This window comes from Agreia sp. VKM Ac-1783 (assembly GCF_900177765.1).
GTDB lineage: Bacteria > Actinomycetota > Actinomycetes > Actinomycetales > Microbacteriaceae > Agreia.
In genome coordinates, this window is sequence record NZ_FXWI01000002.1 from 771,230 (window position 1) to 788,646 (window position 17,417).

The 17,417-nt window shown below is 66.8% G+C and carries 13 protein-coding genes; 6 read left to right on the top strand and 7 right to left on the bottom strand.

Annotation, left to right across the window (positions count from 1 at the left end; all coding sequences use genetic code 11):
- The first annotated feature begins 110 nt into the window (after positions 1-110).
- Positions 111-2,294 carry an Ig-like domain-containing protein gene (locus tag CCK87_RS08705; RefSeq protein ID WP_086460991.1) on the top strand — a complete coding sequence of 728 codons (2,184 nt, stop codon included), beginning with the start codon at positions 111-113 and terminating at the stop codon, positions 2,292-2,294.
- Here CCK87_RS08705 and CCK87_RS08710 read toward each other — a convergent pair.
- Both CCK87_RS08710 and CCK87_RS08715 read right to left on the bottom strand, forming a co-directional pair.
- Positions 2,264-2,659 carry a CrcB family protein gene (locus tag CCK87_RS08710; protein WP_086460992.1) on the bottom strand — a complete coding sequence of 132 codons (396 nt, stop codon included), beginning with the start codon at positions 2,657-2,659 and terminating at the stop codon, positions 2,264-2,266. The genes CCK87_RS08705 and CCK87_RS08710 overlap by 31 nt on opposite strands.
- Positions 2,656-3,078, bottom strand: coding sequence for a CrcB family protein (locus CCK87_RS08715; RefSeq protein WP_086460993.1), 423 nt, complete (start codon positions 3,076-3,078; stop codon positions 2,656-2,658). Before CCK87_RS08715 ends, CCK87_RS08710 begins: the two co-directional genes overlap by 4 nt.
- A gap of 78 nt (positions 3,079-3,156) precedes the next feature.
- On the opposite strand from CCK87_RS08715, the gene CCK87_RS08720 reads away from it, so the two are divergent.
- Together CCK87_RS08720 and dgt are read left to right on the top strand one after the other, a co-directional pair.
- Entirely contained in the window at positions 3,157-5,286 is a 2,130-nt protein-coding gene (locus tag CCK87_RS08720) for a RecQ family ATP-dependent DNA helicase (RefSeq protein ID WP_086461253.1), read from the top strand.
- Between the two features lie 10 nt (positions 5,287-5,296).
- On the top strand, positions 5,297-6,862 hold the full coding sequence (gene dgt, locus CCK87_RS08725; protein ID WP_086460994.1) for a dGTP triphosphohydrolase: 1,566 nt from the start codon (positions 5,297-5,299) through the stop codon (positions 6,860-6,862).
- A gap of 27 nt (positions 6,863-6,889) precedes the next feature.
- Here dgt and lpdA read toward each other — a convergent pair whose 3' ends face one another.
- Both lpdA and CCK87_RS08735 read right to left on the bottom strand, forming a co-directional pair.
- Entirely contained in the window at positions 6,890-8,290 is a 1,401-nt protein-coding gene (gene lpdA / locus CCK87_RS08730) for a dihydrolipoyl dehydrogenase (RefSeq protein ID WP_086460995.1), read from the bottom strand.
- Between the two features lie 78 nt (positions 8,291-8,368).
- Positions 8,369-8,941 carry a flavin reductase family protein gene (locus tag CCK87_RS08735; protein ID WP_086460996.1) on the bottom strand — a complete coding sequence of 191 codons (573 nt, stop codon included), beginning with the start codon at positions 8,939-8,941 and terminating at the stop codon, positions 8,369-8,371.
- A 108-nt stretch (positions 8,942-9,049) separates the two neighbouring features.
- Between CCK87_RS08735 and CCK87_RS08740 the strand changes: the two genes are divergently transcribed.
- From CCK87_RS08740 to CCK87_RS08750, 3 genes are all read left to right on the top strand, one after another.
- A complete protein-coding gene (locus CCK87_RS08740) occupies positions 9,050-11,347 on the top strand; it encodes a transglycosylase domain-containing protein (RefSeq protein ID WP_086460997.1) in 2,298 nt (765 codons plus the stop codon).
- A 66-nt stretch (positions 11,348-11,413) separates the two neighbouring features.
- Positions 11,414-11,749, top strand: coding sequence for a helix-turn-helix domain-containing protein (locus CCK87_RS08745; RefSeq protein WP_086460998.1), 336 nt, complete (start codon positions 11,414-11,416; stop codon positions 11,747-11,749).
- Positions 11,746-12,231: an SRPBCC domain-containing protein gene (locus tag CCK87_RS08750; RefSeq protein ID WP_086460999.1), complete on the top strand. Its 486-nt coding sequence runs from the start codon at positions 11,746-11,748 to the stop codon at positions 12,229-12,231. The genes CCK87_RS08745 and CCK87_RS08750 overlap by 4 nt, the downstream gene beginning before the upstream one ends.
- On the opposite strand, the gene CCK87_RS08755 is transcribed toward CCK87_RS08750, so the two are convergent.
- From CCK87_RS08755 to CCK87_RS08765, 3 genes are read right to left on the bottom strand one after another with little or no spacing between them, the layout of a single operon-like run.
- Positions 12,204-13,850, bottom strand: coding sequence for an FAD-dependent oxidoreductase (locus CCK87_RS08755; protein ID WP_086461000.1), 1,647 nt, complete (start codon positions 13,848-13,850; stop codon positions 12,204-12,206). The two genes, CCK87_RS08750 and CCK87_RS08755, sit on opposite strands and share 28 nt — an antisense overlap.
- Complete coding sequence (locus tag CCK87_RS08760) at positions 13,843-15,963, bottom strand: molybdopterin oxidoreductase family protein (RefSeq protein WP_086461001.1); 2,121 nt, start codon at positions 15,961-15,963, stop codon at positions 13,843-13,845. Before CCK87_RS08760 ends, CCK87_RS08755 begins: the two co-directional genes overlap by 8 nt.
- Before the next feature lie 31 nt (positions 15,964-15,994).
- On the bottom strand, positions 15,995-17,338 hold the full coding sequence (locus CCK87_RS08765; protein WP_086461254.1) for an MFS transporter: 1,344 nt from the start codon (positions 17,336-17,338) through the stop codon (positions 15,995-15,997).
- Between the last annotated feature and the right edge of the window lie 79 nt (positions 17,339-17,417).

Consider the following 17,417-nt stretch of genomic DNA (forward strand, 5'->3'; position numbering starts at 1 on the left):
CAGTATGGCGCGGGAGGCGTTTCGGGCGTGTGAATTCTTTTCGACCGACGGCTCATGCGAACGCAACAGACTTTGACTTCGCGCACACGAGACCCCTAAATGGGAGGTACGTGACCCACTTGCCCGGAACACCCCTGTCAGCAGCACGGCGCCGTCGTGCTGCAGCATCGTCGACGGCATCGGCTCTTTTCGGCCTGTGCCTTCTTGCCGCCGTCTTCATGGCCCCGGGTGGTGCCGCTGTCGCCACGGAGACCGATCCGCCGCCGGCCCCGGCGCCCACCACCCCCGTCGAGCCGGCGCCGACTCCGGACTCGACCGCGGTGGCATCGCCAGTCATCGACAGACCTGCGGCATCCTCGCTGGTCGGAGACAACATCTCGTTCAGCGGTACGGCTGAGCCGGCAAGCGGTATCGACCTCTACTCCAGTGACGGCGGCCAACCGCTGTGCAGTGTCGTGACCACACCCGCGGGAACATGGTCGTGCGAGGTGTCACTCCCCTCGTCTCCCTCGACGACGGTGCGAGCGGTTCAAACCGTCGCCGCGCAGTCGGCGGAAACGAGCGTCACTGTCTCTGTTTTGAATGCGCCGACCGCGGGCTCCGCGGGCAACGGCCTCGTCTCCAACGGAACGGTCCTGGGCGAGGGTTTTCCCGGGGCCACGGTGACGGCCGTCGTCGGCCCCGTGTCCTGCACCGCGACGGTGGATTCCACGGGAGCGTGGTTCTGCGCTCTGCCCAAGGGTCTCGCGAGCGGGTCCTATCAACTGACGGCCAGTCAGGTCGCGCCGTGGAGCGGAGGTCGCTCGTCGTCGTCGAGCCGAGCGAGCACCCTCACGATCGATGTCGACGCACCCGCCCCTCCGAGCGTGAGCATCCCGGCCGGCTCCGTTGCGGCATCCGGTGCCTCGTTCTCGGGTGGTGGCGAAGACGGCGCCACCGTGACGCTCTTCGCCGGCCCGCACTCCCTCTGCCAGTCAGGCGTCGAGGGCGGACGCTGGTCGTGCACCTCGGCCGCAATCGATGCGGGTACCTACGAGGTGTCGGCCATCCAGCAAGACGCGGCGGGCAACATCAGCGCCGAGAGCAGCCGTGTGGCGGTGGCCTTCGTCGGTGCGCCGACGACGCCGACGCCAACCGAGCAGCCCACCCCGAGTGCCACCCGACCGTCGCCCACGTCGACACCCCTGCCGTCGATCTCCGACGGCGACCCCGCGGCGGCGGCCCCGCAGCAGCAGGCGCCGCCGGGAGCGACGACGGATGCTCCGCCCGCGACCTCGTCGGGCGGATGGTCGGCGTCGACTCGATTCAGCGCCGGCATGCAGCCGGCCTTCGGAACCGCGGGCTCGATCGACTGGACCCTCGCACTCGGAATGGGACTGGCGATGGTTGCGCTGCTTGCGGTGCCGGCGCGACTCCTCGCGGGCACCCTGCGCGGCCTGCGTGCGGAGCCGGAGCCTCGCTCGGCCGGCATCGGCAGACTCACCGGTCGCAACCGATCGCGCTATCAGGAATACGACACCGCGCCCACCGTGCCGTGGAACGCTCGGGTGACCAGCGCGTTCGCCCTTGTCGCCAGCGCCACCATCACGGTGCTCAGCGCACCCGTCACCGACGAACCCGCCTACCTGCGACTCCTCGTCGCCGTCATACTGGGCGTCCTCGTGGTGAACATCGTGGCGGTACTCGTGCCGAAGATGCTGGCGCGGAGCATCTTCGACGTCACCGTCGGCGTGCGGCTTCGCCCTCTTTTCCTTCTCATCTCCGTCGGAGCGACCATTCTGTCGCGCGTTCTCGATCTCGATCCCGCGCTCGTGTTCGGCATCGTCTTCGGTCTCGCGCTGTCCCTTCCTGCCTCGCGTCGAGCACGGGGCCGCCTTGCTGTGCTCCAGATCGGCGCCCTGCTCGCCGTGGGCACCACGGCCTTCCTGATCTCGGGGTCGATAGCGGCCGGCGCCGGAACGGGCACCGCGGGAGCCTTTCTGGCCGAGTTCGTCAACACCGTCGCGCTGGCATCGCTCGGTGGAGCCGCGATACTGCTGCTTCCGATAGCCGATCTGCCCGGACGGCACATTCTGCGCTGGAAACCCATCGTCTGGTCAGTGCTGGCCCTGGTGGGCTTCACGCTGCTCGCCGGTGTTCTGTCATCGGCGCTAGAGGGTCTGGGCGGCGGCGCCGGCCTCATCGTCTTCGGCCTGGCAGCACTGACCTTCGCTGCCACCTGTGTCGCGATCTGGATATGGGTCAGGTTCGTGCGAGCTCCAGCTCACGACGAGAGCAGTACACCCACCACGTAACCGGCGACGGCGAGCGCGAGGCCCACCACGAGATTGCCGAGACACGACACGACGGCGGTGGACCATCGACCGGAGCGAAGGAGATCGACCGTCTCGACACTGAACGTGCTGAAGGTCGTGAGACCCCCCGCGACACCGGTGATGAGAACGAGGCGTACATCCGCCGTCAGGGCCGAGCCCGCGGCGAGCCCGGCGGCGCAGCCAGCCAGAGCTGAGCCTGCCGCGTTCACGACAAGCACGGCCCAGGGAAAGCGACGGAGCGCCGACCCGGCCGGGCGCGAAGCGGTGAAGGTGCTGATCGAGTAGCGGACGATCGCGGCCACGCCGCCGGAGACGACGACCACGAGAGCGAGAAGAGGCGTCATCTCGTGGGCTCCTCGGCTCGACGACGTCGATCGTGTCGCTCACCCAGACGGAGCCCGAGGAACGCTGCGCCGAGACCCAGAACCAGCGTCACCCCGAGGTATACGACGGCGAGGATTAGCTGATTCGGACCCGACACCGTGAGCAGCACGAGGGCGAGGATCACCGCGGAGAAGGTCGTGAACGACCCCAGAAGGCCTGGACCCACGGCCGCCTTGACGATCGTCGACACACCGCGGCGGAACAGGCCGGCAGTGAGCCAACCGAGCACGAACGATCCGACCGTGTTGATCAGCAGGGTGTCGACGGGGAACTGCTGATCGGCGTGCGGGATCGCCAGATCGAGGCTGAGACGCAAGGCACTCCCGACGACTCCCCCGAGGAAGACCGCGACAAGGTGAGCGAGCGGACGGTTCTGCACAGGCGCGAGGTTACATCGTTTCGACTCACAACACCCTGAGTGTCGACCGGCGTCGGCGGTGGATGGCAGGCTCGAGACATGAACTTGCCACCGCAGCAGACCGCGACCGACATTCTGCGATCCCTCGTCGGCCGCCCCGACGCCGAGTTCCACGAGGGGCAGCGCGAGGCCATCGACGCCCTGGTCACCGACCGCAGCCGCGCCCTCGTCGTGCAGCGCACCGGATGGGGCAAGTCCGCCGTGTACTTCATCGCCACCCTCCTCCTCCGTCAGCAGGGTGCCGGGCCCACCATTCTGGTGTCTCCCCTGCTCGCCCTGATGCGCGATCAAGTTGCGGCTGCCGCACGAGCGGGCGTCACAGCGGCCAGTCTCAACTCCGCCAACACCCACGAATGGGAGTCGATCAAAGAGCGGCTCGCCAAGAACGAGATCGACGTTCTGCTCGTCTCGCCCGAACGGCTCAACAATCCCCGCTTCCGCGACGAGCAACTGCCCGAACTCGTTCGCCGCACCGGCCTCCTCGTCGTCGACGAGGCACACTGCATCTCCGACTGGGGTCACGATTTTCGCCCCGACTACCGGCGTCTGCGCACGCTCATCGCCGAACTCCCGTCCGGTGTTCCCGTTCTCGCCACCACGGCGACCGCGAACTCCCGCGTGGTGGCCGACGTAGCAGAGCAGCTCAGTGTCGACACACACGGGCCGCAGGCGAACACGGTCGTGACGATCCGTGGCCCGCTCGCGCGCGCATCGCTCCGGCTCGGAGCACTCAGGCTGCCCGACTCGAAAGCTCGTCTCGGCTGGCTGCTGACCCACCTCGGCGAGATGCAGGGCAGCGGAATCATCTACGCGCTCACCGTCTCTGCAGCCGAAGATACGGCGCGTCTTCTCCGCGAGGCCGGCCACGAGGTCCTCGCCTATACAGGCCGCACCGATCCAGCCGATCGAGAGGCGGCAGAGGCGAAACTCAAGAACAACGAGGTCAAGGCTCTCGTCGCCACGAGCGCGCTCGGAATGGGATTCGACAAACCCGACCTCGGTTTCGTCATCCATCTCGGAGCACCGTCGTCACCCGTGGCCTACTACCAGCAGGTCGGTCGCGCAGGGCGCGCCACCGACAATGCTGATGTCCTGCTCCTGCCCGGACGAGAAGATCCTGAGATCTGGCACTACTTCGCCACGGCATCCATGCCTGACGACAGACGGGCGCGCGCCGTTCTCGACGCTCTCGACGCCGAATCCGGCCCGCTGTCGACCCCCGCACTCGAGGCGCTGGTCGACCTGCGCCGCACGCCTCTCGAGCTGCTGCTCAAGGTCCTCGACGTCGACGGCGCCGTGTCGAAGGTGCAGGGAGGCTGGCGGTCCACCGGCAATCCGTGGGTCTACGACGCCGAGCGCTACGAGCGAATCGCTGCGGAGCGTGTGGCCGAGCAGCAGTCGATGCTCGACTACGAGACCACTACGGGGTGCCGCATGGAGTTCCTGCAGCGGGCGCTCGACGATCCGACAGCGGCGCCGTGCGGCCGCTGCGACAGGTGTACCACGGCGTGGTACGACAGCTCGGTCTCGACCGGCGACCAGGCGACGGCAGAGACCGCTCTGCAGAGAGTGGGCGCGGTCATCGAGCCGCGAACGCAATGGCCGACCGGGGCATCGGAGCGCGGAGTGGCTGTGAAGGGGCGCATCGCGACCGACGAGCGCGTCGAGCCGGGCCGGGCTCTGGCCAGGCTCACCGACCTCGGGTGGGGAGGCACGCTACGGCACCTGTTCGCGGCCGGATCGCACGATGAGCCCGCAACCGCGGCGCTCATCCAAGCCTGCGCGAAGGTATTGGGCGAGTGGCCGTGGAGCGAGCGACCGGCTGCAATCGTGAGCATGCCATCGAGGCGGCGGCCAGCGCTCGTGCGCTCCATCGCCGAGGGTCTGTCCCAGCTCGGCCGACTCCCCCATCTCGGTTCACTCGAGTTGGTAGGCGCCGGTCCCGATGGCGCTCCGGGCGGCAACAGCGTCTATCGACTCTCGTCGGTCTGGCAGCGTTTCGAGGTCTCCGAGCAGATGGCGTCCGAGCTCGACGTGCTGGCCGGCAGACCCGTGCTTCTCGTCGACGACCTCGTCGACAGCCGCTGGACGATGACGGTGGCCGGGCGCGAACTTCGACGGCACGGCTCGGGCCCCGTGTTGCCCTTTGCTCTCGCCCTGCAGATGTAATCTCGGTCAGATGAGCATCGCAGACGCACTGCAGAACACCTCCGAGGCGCGCGTTCGTCGTCGCATTCCCGAGCGGCTCGACGATATCGAACGCATCGAGCCGCAGCCCGACTTCAGGGTCGACCTCGAGCGCATCCGATTCTCGCCCTACTTCTCGCGACTCTCGGCCGTGACCCAGGTCATCTCGCAGGCGGGAGCCGGTCCGGTGATCCACAACCGGCTCACCCACTCCGTCAAGGTCACTGCCGTTGCGCGGTCGATCGCCGTGATGCTCGAGCAAGACCGGGGCGAGACAGGTGCTCTGGTGCGGCAGCTCGGCGGATGCGACCCCGTGGTCGTGCAGGCGGCCGCCAGCGCCCACGACCTGGGCCACCCACCGTTCGGACACCTCGGCGAACAGGTGCTCGACCGACTCGCCCGCGAGCGCCTCGGTCTCTCGGAGGGCTTCGAGGGTAACGCGCAGACCTTCCGCATCCTCACCGAGCTCGACGCCTGCGACGCGACCGAGCAGGGCCTCAACCTCACCGCGGCTGTGCGGGCGGGTGTGCTCAAGTACCCGTGGCTGCGCGCCGAATGGCAGTCGCGCGTACGCACTGACATGCCCGATGGCATGCCCCGGGGTGTGGGCTCACAGCGTAACGGCGGAGCCGACAAGTTCTCGGCCTACACACTCGACGTCGAGGAGCTTCGCGAGGCGCAGAGAGCGTTTCCGAACATCGGTGAGTGGCGCCAGACGGTCGAGTGCTCGGTCATGGACATCGCCGACGACATCGCCTACTCGATCCATGATCTCGACGATTTCTACCGCGCGGGCGTGCTGCAGCAGGCGTCGGTTTCCGCCGAACTGCGCAGCTGGCTGCGCGACCAGGCCGCGCTGTCGCGTCTCGACGAGCAGTCGCTCGAGGCGAGCGCCCGCACACCCGGGCACGCCCTCGAGTTGGTGCGGCGTCGCATCCATGCCCGAGACGCGTGGATCGCGTCGGACGATGCATTCAGGGCCGCCGTGCAGAGAGTCAGCGAAGACCTCGGCGACGGCCTGCTGTCGGTTCCGTTCGACGGCTCGATGGGAGCGGAGCGGGCGATCTCGTCGTTCACCCGCAGCTGGATCAACAGGCTTCAGCGGTCCATCGTCGTCGACCGCACACCGCATGTGAGAAGCGCCCACGTGCGACTCGGCCAGCAGGCGTGGCACGACGTCGTCGTTCTAAAATTCGTGCACACGCGCTTCGTACTCGAACGCCCCGACCTCGCTACGTATCAGCGAGGGCAGGGCCGGGTGCTCGAGACTCTGGTCGAGGGGTTCCGCGCGTGGCTCTCAGACGAAGACGACGCCGCACGTGCCCCGCGCCGACTCGTCGAACTCGTTCAGGTAGCGACGGCCGGGTACTTCAGGCTCCGGTCCGACACGCCTGAACTTCTGCGCGGCGCTACAGACGACGAGAGCCTCATCTCCCGCGGGCGGGGGCGAGGCATCGTCGACTACATCGCGTCGCTCACCGACAGCCAGGCTATGAGCGTGGCCTCGTTGATCAGCGGCACGTCCGAACACCTCTGGGAGGGCGGCACGGGCATCTGACGCCCGTGCCGCCCCTTCTTGAGAGACTTACAGGTTGATCATGTGCCCCTTGAGACCGTGGAAGGCCTCCTGCAGAGCCTCGCTCAGCGTCGGGTGCGTGTGCACGTTGCGCGCCAACTCCGTGGCCGTCAGGTCCCACATCTGAGCCAGCGTGAGCTCGGGCAGAAGCTCGGACACATCGTGACCGACCATGTGGCCACCCAGCAGCTCGCCGTACTTCGCGTCTGCGACCAGCTTGACGAATCCGGCCGGCTCGCCGAGCCCGTGTGCCTTGCCGTTGGCGGTCATCGGGAAGGTCGAGACGAGCACGTCGTGCCCCTCGTCGCGTGCCTGCTGCTCGGTGAGACCGAAGCTCGCAACCTGCGGCTGGCAGAACGTGGCCCGCGGCATGTTGCGGTAGTCGCCCAGTGTCTGGGTCTCTGCTCCGGCCATCGTCTCTGCGGCGACGACTCCCTGCGCCTCGGCGACGTGGGCAAGCTGCAGCTTCGCCGTGACATCGCCGATGGCGTAGATGTTGGGAACGTTCGTGCGCATGTGATCGTCGATCGCGATCGCTCCGCGTTCGGTGAGCTGCACGCCGGTCTTGTCGAGTCCGAAGCCCTCGACCCGGGGCGCGAAACCGATCGACATCATGACCTTGTCGACCTCCATCGATCCCTGCGTGCCGTCTTTGGCCGTGTAGGAGACCGCAACGGAGGAGCCGTTGTCGATGATGCTCTCGACCTTGGTCGACGTGAGGAGGGTGACGCCGAGCTTCTTGTACTGCTTCGCGATCTCCTTCGACACATCGGCGTCTTCGTTCGGGAGAGCACGGTCGAGGAACTCGATGATCGTGATCTCGACGCCGTAGTTGCGCAGAATGTAGGCGAACTCCATGCCGATGGCACCGGCGCCGACGATGACCATCGACTTGGGCAGCTCCCGGGTCAGGATCTGGCTCTCATAGGTGACGACGTTGTCGCTGAGGGTCACACCGGGCAGCAGGCGAACGGTCGATCCCGTGGCGATGATCGCGTTGTCGAACGTGATCTGCTCGGCCGTGCCGTCTGACTTGGCGACGGTCAGCGAGTGGCTGTCGTTGAACGATCCGCGACCGTCGTACTCGGTGATCTTGTTCTTCTTCATCAAGAAGTGCACGCCCTTGACGCGCCCGTCGGCCACCTTGCGGCTGCGATCGAAAGCGACGCCGAAGTCGAACGATACGTCGCCGGAGATTCCGAACTCGTTCGCCTGAGTGGCGAAGATGTTCGCCAGTTCGGCGTTGCGGAGCAGGGCCTTCGAGGGGATGCACCCGACATTGAGGCAGACACCGCCCCAGTACTTCTCTTCGACGACGGCGACGCTGAGCCCGAGCTGCGCGGCACGGATGGCAGCGACATAGCCACCGGGGCCGGCTCCCAGAACGACGAGGTTGTAGTGAGCGCTCATTATGTTTTAGGACTTCCTTCGGTTTGCACGAGGTCTTTCTCGTTCAACTCTATTCGCACTGGCGAGGAAGTCGGCCGCTTACCCGTCGATGCGAGAGTGCCGCCCCAGCCGGTGCCACGTGCGATTGTGATACACGAGGGGCTCGGCCGAGTCGACTCCGTCGGAGATGCCCGCCTGCAGCGCGTGGACGGCGATCACGGTCGAGCCACCGGCATCCATCCGCTCGATGACCTTGCCCCGAATCCACGACTGGGCGGCCGGGAAGTAGGGCTCGCCGGTGATCAACCGATCCCAGATCGATGTGTCGGCGAAGCGGTCGATACCGCTCGTGGCGCAGAGCGTAGCGAGGTCGAGCTGTTCCGACCCGAGGAGGTGCACGATGACCGTATCGGCGGCCAGGATCGTCGGCGCGCTCGAGGACTGCCCCGACACCGAGAACACGAGTAACGGCGGCTCCGCGCTGACCGAGAAGACAGAGGTCGCCGTCAGGCCCACCGGTCCGTCTCCAGCGTCGGCCGTGATCACGGCGACGCCGGCCGGGTGATTGCGGAAGACCGCCTTGAACGAGTCGGCGTCGAGCCCTGCATGCTCGTTGAGGGAGTCGACAGAGCCGGTCTGCTGTGCTTCGCGAACGGAGGAGTGCTGTGTCATGCATCCCAGCCTTTACCCCGTCACGCCCAGCGGGAAGTTCTATGACTTCATGTGACGCGATCGACGATTCAGCCGCTTCGGAGGTGCGCGAACGTATCCTCAACTGTTATGCCTGATTCCTCGTCCCGTCTCATGTCTGCGGCGAAGCCCTGGTTGAAGCTGCTCGGCGCGAGCGTCGTCGCCGGCGTTCTCGTCACCGCGCTGGCCGTTCCCGCCGTCTCTCTCACGAGCGCGTCCGTCTCGCGATCAGTGGGACTCTTCGAGGATCTGCCCTCGACCCTCGATATCGGTGCGCTCGCACAGAAGTCCGAGATCTACTCCACGAACACCGATGGAACGAACACTCTCCTCGCCACCGTCTTCGACCAGAACCGTCAAGAGGTCGGCTGGGACGAGATCGCGCCGGCCGTGAAAGACGCCGTCGTCTCCACGGAAGATCCGCGCTTCTACCAGCACAACGGCGTCGACCTCACGTCGACCCTGCGTGCGGCGATCCGAAATGTGACGTCGGGCGGCGTCGAGAGCGGCGCGTCGACCATCACGATGCAGTACGTGAAGAACATCCTCGTGCAGCGAGCCGAGGCCCTCGACAGCGAGTCGGATCGCGAGAAGGCCTACGCCGAAGCGACCGATACATCGCTCGATCGCAAACTGTCCGAGATGCGGCTCGCGATCGGCCTCGAGAAGAAGTACACCAAAGACCAGATCCTGCTCGGCTACCTGAACATCGCGAACTTCGGCGGCTCGGTCTACGGCATCGAGGCCGCGGCGAACTACTACTACGGAACGACGGCGGCACAACTCACCGTCGCCCAGGCCGCGAGCCTGATCGCCACCGTGAACGAACCGAACGGGTTGCGCATCGACGAGCCCGACAACATCGAAGCGAACAAGGCCCGTCGCGACGTCGACGTGCTCGCATCGATGCTCAAGCAGCACACGATCACCCAGGCGCAGCACGACGAGGCCGTCGCAACGCCCGTCACCCCCGTGATCACCGAGCCGTCGACGGGGTGCCAGGCCGCCGCCGAGGGCGCCGCGTACTTCTGCGATTACGTGACTTGGATCGTCAAGAACGACCCCACCTTCGGCGCCACCGCCGACGAACGCTGGTCGAACTTCAAGACCGGTGGATTCCAGATCTATACGACTCTCAACTCCGATCTCCAGGCCAACGCCCACGAGACGATGACCGAGTACGTTCCGGCCTCGAGCGACGAACTCGACCTGGGATCGACGATCGTCACCGTCGAACCCGGAACCGGTCGCATCCTGGCGATGGCGCAGAACAAGACCTACGTCGCCGGCGACTCGACCGATCCGGGCAGCACGTCGTTGAACTACAACACCGATCAGGGCTACGGCGGCTCGACCGGCTTCCAGGTCGGCTCGACCTACAAGGTCTTCACCCTGGCCGAATGGCTGAAGCAGGGTCATACGCTCAACGAGAGAGTCAACGGCAATCCGCAGACCTTCAAGCGTGCGAACTTCACCAACACCTGCGCAGACGTGAATGGGCCCGACTACTCACCGAGTAACGACAGCGGCGAGAGGCCCGGAACGATATCCGTTCAGACAGCGCTCACCGACTCGGTGAACAATGCGTTCTTCGCGATGGCCCAGAAGCTCGACCTCTGCCAGATTCGCAACACGGCGCAGGCTCTGGGCGTGCACCGTGCCGACGGCGCCGAACTCGGGTCGGATCTGGCCGATGTGATCGGCACGCAGACCATCGCGCCTCTCACGATGGCCGCCGCCTATGCCGGCATCGCGGCCAACGGCGTCTACTGCAAGCCGATCGCCATCGACCGCATCGTGGATGCCTCGGGTGCCGAACTGCAGCCACCCCAGGCCGGGTGCACACAGGCTCTCGATCCGAAGATCGCCGCTACCCTCGCCTATGCGATGAAGGGTCCGCTTCAGAACGGAACCGCGACGGCGTCGAACCCCCGCGACGACATCGAGCACATCGGCAAGACCGGTACCACAGACAACGAGAAGGACACCTGGATGGTGGGCGCCAGCACGAAGGCTGCCACCGCCGTCTGGGTCGGCAACGTGTCGGGAGACGTCTCGATGACCGACGTCGACACGAACGGATACGCGGGGTACACCGTTCGTCACCGCATCTGGAAATCGGTGATGACGGCGAACGACGAGGTGCTTCCTGCCGCAGCCGACTTCCCCGATCCCGAGGACTCCCTCGTCTACGGATCCGGCTCGGGTTCCGGCTCGGGGTCGAACTCCGACTCTCCGCCGGGCTCCCCCACTGCCACACCGGCACCGACATCCACGCCGTCAGCCCCTGGCAGCACGCCGGCGCCCAGTCCGACAACGACGCCACCAGCGGGCGGCGACGGCGATGAGGGCAATACCGGCGTCGTTCCGGGCATCGGCGGCAATTAGAGTCGCTCGAGCTCTTGCCTGGTCGAGGCCGGGGCGGTAATCTACAACCAAACGGTTGTAGGTCACATGATGAATGACGAGATCGATCGCATCTTTCACGCTCTGGCGGATGCGACGAGGCGCGATATCGTGCGCAGAGCCATCACCGACGGCCACTCGGTGACCTCGCTCGCCGAGCACTACGACATGAGTTTCGCGGCCGTGCAGAAGCACGTGCAGGTGCTCGAGCGCGCTCTTCTCGTCACGAAAGAGCGACGGGGCCGCGAGCAGCTCGTGCGCGGCCGCGTCGACACGATCGGCCGTGCAGCGACGCTGCTACAGGCCTACGAACAGATCTGGGCGCAGCGCGCTCTCCATATCGACGAGATCCTCGCCGAAGACACCCCGAAGGAGCAGTCATGACCGTCATCAGCGTTGAGAAGGACACCGACGCACTCACCCTCACGTTCGTCGCCGAGTTCGACGCCGACGTCGATCGGGTCTGGCAGGTGTGGGAGGACCCGCGCCAGCTGGAACGCTGGTGGGGGCCGCCTACCTGGCCCGCCACCTTCACCCAGCACAGCCTGTCGGTCGGATCTCGGTCGTCGTACTACATGACCGGACCCGATGGCACGCAGGCGGGCGGATGGTGGCTGGTCACGGCGGTCGAGGCTCCCACTCGTCTGGAGTTCCAAGACGGCTTCGCCGATGAGAACGGCGACCCCGTCGACTCGATCGAGCCCACCGAGACCACCGTCACGCTCGACTCTGTCGGAGGCAAGACCCGCATGACCACGCTGAGCCGGTTCGTGAGCCTGGAACAGCTCGAGAAACTGGTCGAGATGGGCATGGAAGAGGGCATGACGCTCGCGATGGGTCAGATCGACGACGTGCTGAGGGCCTGACGCTCGAGGACCTGAGCGATACGCTCCCGGCACCCACCGCATCCGGTGCCCGCGCGCGTCGCCTTGCCGATGCACGCCACGGTGGCATGTCCGGCGTCGGCGGCCGTCGCGATGGCGCCGACGGTCACGGCGTTGCACCAGCACACGGTCGCGTCCTCGGCGAAGAGGTCGCCGGCCGACACATCGTCGAAATCGGGGCCGTCGTGCCTCAAGAGAACAGAGCGGTCCGTCGGCAGCTCGCTGCGTCGGTCGTAGAGCAGCGTCAGTTCGGCAGCCGCGCGTGGCATGCCCACGCACACCAGAGCGTCGAGCACTCCCCCGAGCGTGATCATCTTCACGTAGCGGCCGTGCTCCGCGTCCATCCAGCTCGACACCCTCCGCGGCGGTTCGTGCAGGCATCCGCTCGTGTGCGCACCGCCCCCGCCATGCACGTCGTCGGCGAGATCGTCGAGGGGCTCCCGCGACACGTCGCCCACGGCGACGACGTCGATACCGGATGCCTTCAGCATGACCATCGCGCTGCGTTCGGCCTCGAGGGGGTCGGGTCTCTCGAGCCCGCTCGCCGCTGCAATCAGGGATCGGGCAAGCCAGTCCGCCTGACGCCACCCGGGGCCGATCAGTCCGGAGGGTGCGCCCCGAGGGGGAGCCTGTGAATCGCCGAGCTTCGGTCTCGTGGCGATCTGCGCGCAGTCTCCGATGGCGTGGATGCGATCGTCGCTCCAGCTCGTCAGACGCTCGTCGACCAGGATCCCCGTCGCCACGTCGAGGCCGCAGAGGCGCGCGAGCTCGCTGCGAGCGCCCACACCGCAGCTGAGCACCAGCAGATCAGCGGAGATCTGCTTGCCGTCGGCGCAGACGAGCGCATCGAATCGGTCTACGCCGTCGGGGTCCTGCCGAAAGATGACGCTCTCAGCGGGAGAGTGCGAGATCATGCTCACCGACGTGTGCCGGGCTGCCCGGGCGAGGAGAAGGCCGGCGCCTCGATCGAGCTGCCGTGCCATCGGAATCTCTCCGTGGTAGACCACGCCCACCTCGGCTCCGGCCTCGGCGGCAGCGAGGGCGAGCTCCATTCCGAGGACGCCGGCCCCGAGAACGAGGATCTTCTGGCCGAGGCGAACCGCGCGGGCCACGGTGTCGGCGTCGGCGAGATCGCGCAGAGCCGTCACCCCGCGAGGAAGGGGCGCCTCGGCCGAGTCGAGCATGCTCGCGTCGTCGGACGGTCGCCGATGGTCGTAGCGCAGACGCGTGACCCCGGCGAGAGTGGGCACGTTCGCGCGTGCTCCCGTCGCGAGCACGATCCTGTCATACGGCAGAACCGAGCCGTCGCTCAACGTCACCGTGCGCCGAGTGCGCTCGATCGAGACGGCAGACACACCGGTGCGCACGGACACGCCGACCGCGACCGCCTCACCAGGGTCCGCCAGGTCGAGACTCTCCCGCTCTGCGCGGCCCACGGCCAGTTCGGCGACGAGCACCCTGTTGTATGCGGCGTCGGTCTCCGCTCCCACCACGGTGAGCTCGACGAGTCCGGAGGAGACGGCCGGCAACAACTCGTCGACGAGACGGGCTCCCACGGGCCCATACCCGATCAGGACAACGCGGAGCGGTGACTCAGACATAAACGACCTCCGGCACGGATGCGGTAGCGAGCGAGCGGATGCGAACGCTGGTGCGCTTGAACTCGGGCATGCCGGAGACCGGGTCGGTCACCTGTTCGGTGAGGAGATTCGCGCACTGCTCACCACCGAAGTGGAATGGTAGGAAGACGGTGTCGGGGCGGATCTCGAGGCTCAGTTCGGCGCGGCACCTCACGGAGGCCTGGCCGCGGCTCAGTTCGACCCGAGACCCGTCGTCGATGCCGAGCAGGTCGGCCGTCGCCGGATGGATCTGCATTCTCGCCTCGGGCTTCGCGGTCAGGAGCTCCGGTACGCGACGCGTCTGCGCTCCCGACTGGTAGTGCTCGAGCAGGCGACCCGTGATGAGCGTGACGACACCGTCTTTCTGAGCTGCGTCGTGCCGCTCCGCCGCCTTCACCGCCACGAGCCGGGCCCGACCGTCGTCGTGAGCGAAACGGTCGACGAACAGTCGCGGAGTGCCCGACGACCCCCGCGGAAATGGCCAGTACGCGGGCGCAGAATCGTCGTCGAGAGCGTCGTAGCTCAGCCCCGAATAGTCGGCGAGCCCTCCCTCGGACGCCCGGCACAGCTCGTCGAACACCGTCGGAGCGTCGGTGCTGAACCGACCGGCGGAGCGGAGGCGGCGAGCGAGCTCGCTGAGAATCCACAGTTCGCTGCGCACGCCCGCGGGAGGCTCTATCGCTCTGCGCCTTCGCAGCACGCGGCCCTCGAGATTCGTCATCGTCCCTTCCTCCTCGGCCCACTGGGTGACCGGTAGAACGACGTCGGCGAGCGACGCGGTCTCGGTGAGAAAGAAGTCGCAGACGACGAGCATGTCGAGCCGGGCGAGCCCTGCCCGAACGGCCGAGACATCGGGCGCAGAGACCACGACGTTCGAGCCGTGCACGAGAAGGCATCGAACACCACCGTCGGATCCGAGCGACTGCAGCAGCTCGACGGCGGGTAAGCCGGGTCCCGGGAGGGACGCTGGCTCGACGCCCCAGACCGACGCGACATGCGCCCGGGCCCGGGCATCCGTGATCTTTCGATACCCGGGAAGCTGGTCGCTCTTCTGGCCGTGTTCGCGACCGCCCTGCCCGTTGCCCTGGCCCGTGAGCGTTCCGTAGCCTCCGGCCGCACTGCCCACGAGCCCGAGCACGAGGCTCAGATTGATCGCGGCGGTCGCGGTGTCGGTTCCGTCGGCATGCTGCTCCACTCCCCTGCCGGTCAGGATGTAGGTGCCCTTGCTCTCGGCGAGACGACGCGCGATCGCCCTCAGCTGGTGCACCGGCACGCCGGTCTGGGACTGCACCCTCTCGGGCCACCACGAACTGACGCTCCGGCGGACAGCGTCGAACCCGGTCGTGCGGCGCTCGACATACTCGGCGTCGTGCAGTTTCTCGGCGATCACGATGTGAGTGAGCCCGAGAAGCAGGATCAGATCGCTGCCCGGCGTCGGCTGCACGTGCATGCCCCCGCCGTCCTCCGTGAGACGGGCGGTCGGCGATCGACGCGGATCGACGACGATGAGACCACCCGCCGCCCGTGCGCCCGCCAGGTGCCCGATGAACGGCGGCATGGTCTCGGCCACATTCGAGCCGAGCATCATGATCGTCGACGCGCTGTCGAGATCGTCGAGGGGAAAGGGCAGGCCACGGTCGAGACCGAAAGCCCGGTTGCCAGCCGCGGCCGCAGACGACATGCAGAACCGTCCGTTGTAGTCGATGCGCGATGTTCCGAGGGCGACGCGAGCGAATTTGCCCAGCTGGTAGGCCTTCTCGTTCGTGAGACCGCCACCGCCGAAGACGCCGACCGAATCCGCCCCGTGTTCGCGTCGACTGCGAGTCACCGCGCCCGCGACCGCGTCGAGGGCCTCCTCCCACGACGTCTCGACCAACTCGCCCCTCTCATCACGCATGAGGGGCGAGCTGATGCGCTGCGGCGAGTCGATGAGCTCTGCCGATGTCCAGCCCTTCTTGCACAGACCTCCACGGTTGGTGGGGAAGTCGCGACCCGCGACGGTGAGGGATGCGCGGGCATCCGCCGACGGCGACAGGGTCATGGCGCATTGCAGCGCGCAGTACGGGCAGTGCGTGCGGGCTTCGCTGGTCGTCATCTACGCGCGGTCCTTCGTTCGGTCGTTCGGATCAGATGCGCTGGCCGCTGAATGCGGAGCCCCGGCGCAGGTAGACCACGCCGGTGACGATCATCAACACGACGTATGCCACGACGAACATGTTCAGTGCGCTGGTGTACTCGCCCGTCGACGACTTCGACAGCCCCAGCATCTGTGGGATGACGAAGCCTCCGTACGCTCCTATCGCAGAGATGAGACCGAGCGAGGCCGCGGTCTTGCGCTGCGTCGACACGTCTCCAGAGTTGGTCGCCGCGTTCGCGACGCCGGAGCGGGCCGCGAAGACGCTCGGGATCATCCGGTAGGTGGAGCCGTTGCCCACGCCGCCCGCGACGAAGAGAATCAGGAAGCAGCCGAGGAAGATCCAGAAGTTGTTCATGCCGATCGTCCACGTCACGGCCAGGGCACCGAGTGCCATCACGGCGAACGCGGCCATCGTCACCCGGGCGCCGCCGAATCGGTCGGCGAGACGCCCGCCGTAAGGCCGGGAGAGCGAGCCCACCAGCGCGCCGAGGAAGGCGAGCGAGATCGATGCCGACCCGACGGCAAAGGTCGAGAAGTCGGGGAACTGGTCGGCGATGAGCTTGGGGAACACACTGGCGAACCCGATGAACGAGCCGAACGTGCCGATGTACAGCAGCGCGAGGATCCAGAGGTGAGGCTCTCGCAGAGCGGCGAGCGAGGCGCTGAAATCGGCCTTGGCGCTCGACAGGTTGTCCATGTGCCGATATGCGCCCCACATAGCCAGAAGGATGAAGGGAATCCAGATCCATCCGGCCAGCGGCAGATTCAACGTCACGGCTGCACCGATGGTGACGGCGATGGGAACCACGAGTTGTGCGACGGATGCCCCCAGGTTGCCCCCGGCAGCGTTCAGGCCGAGCGCCCACCCCTTCTGGCTCTGCGGATAGAAGTACGTGATGTTCGACATCGAGCTCGCGAAGTTGCCACCGCCGAGGCCGGCGAAGGCAGCGACGAGGAGCATGACGCCGAACGGCGTATCCGGATGCCCGACACAGATCGCGAGGCCGGTCGCCGGAATCAGGAGCAGGCCTGCCGAGATGATCGTCCAGTTTCTGCCGCCGAACTTCGGCACCATGAAGCTGTAGGGAAAACGGAGGGTCGCGCCGACGAGGCTGGGAATGGAGATGAGCCAGAAGATCTGACCGGTGTCGAAGGTAAAGCCGACAGCGGGCAATGACACGACGACGATGCTCCAGAGCTGCCAGACGACGAAGCCGAGAAACTCGGCGAAGATCGACCATCTGAGGTTGCGCGCGGCGATCCGTTTTCCTCCGCCCTCCCATTGGGCAGGGTCCTCCGCGTTCCAGTTGTCGATCCAGCGACCCGGGCGCATCACGAGCCCGGGAGGCGTCGACGTATCGGCGATGAGCGGTGCGGAGGGTGTTTCGGTGTGGGTCAAGACGTTCTCCGAT

Excerpts from the sequence above, each read along its gene's own strand:
- CCK87_RS08755 (WP_086461000.1), bottom strand. The coding sequence starts at position 13,850 with ATGTCTGAGTCACCGCTCCGCGTTGTCCTGATCGGGTATGGGCCCGTG.
- dgt (WP_086460994.1), top strand. The coding sequence starts at position 5,297 with ATGAGCATCGCAGACGCACTGCAGAACACCTCCGAGGCGCGCGTTCGT.
- CCK87_RS08760 (WP_086461001.1), bottom strand. The coding sequence starts at position 15,963 with ATGACGACCAGCGAAGCCCGCACGCACTGCCCGTACTGCGCGCTGCAA.
- CCK87_RS08750 (WP_086460999.1), top strand. The coding sequence starts at position 11,746 with ATGACCGTCATCAGCGTTGAGAAGGACACCGACGCACTCACCCTCACG.
- CCK87_RS08745 (WP_086460998.1), top strand. The coding sequence starts at position 11,414 with ATGATGAATGACGAGATCGATCGCATCTTTCACGCTCTGGCGGATGCG.
- CCK87_RS08710 (WP_086460992.1), bottom strand. The coding sequence starts at position 2,659 with ATGACGCCTCTTCTCGCTCTCGTGGTCGTCGTCTCCGGCGGCGTGGCC.
- CCK87_RS08765 (WP_086461254.1), bottom strand. The coding sequence starts at position 17,338 with ATGCGCCCGGGTCGCTGGATCGACAACTGGAACGCGGAGGACCCTGCC.
- CCK87_RS08735 (WP_086460996.1), bottom strand. The coding sequence starts at position 8,941 with ATGACACAGCACTCCTCCGTTCGCGAAGCACAGCAGACCGGCTCTGTC.
- CCK87_RS08740 (WP_086460997.1), top strand. The coding sequence starts at position 9,050 with ATGCCTGATTCCTCGTCCCGTCTCATGTCTGCGGCGAAGCCCTGGTTG.
- CCK87_RS08720 (WP_086461253.1), top strand. The coding sequence starts at position 3,157 with ATGAACTTGCCACCGCAGCAGACCGCGACCGACATTCTGCGATCCCTC.
- lpdA (WP_086460995.1), bottom strand. The coding sequence starts at position 8,290 with ATGAGCGCTCACTACAACCTCGTCGTTCTGGGAGCCGGCCCCGGTGGC.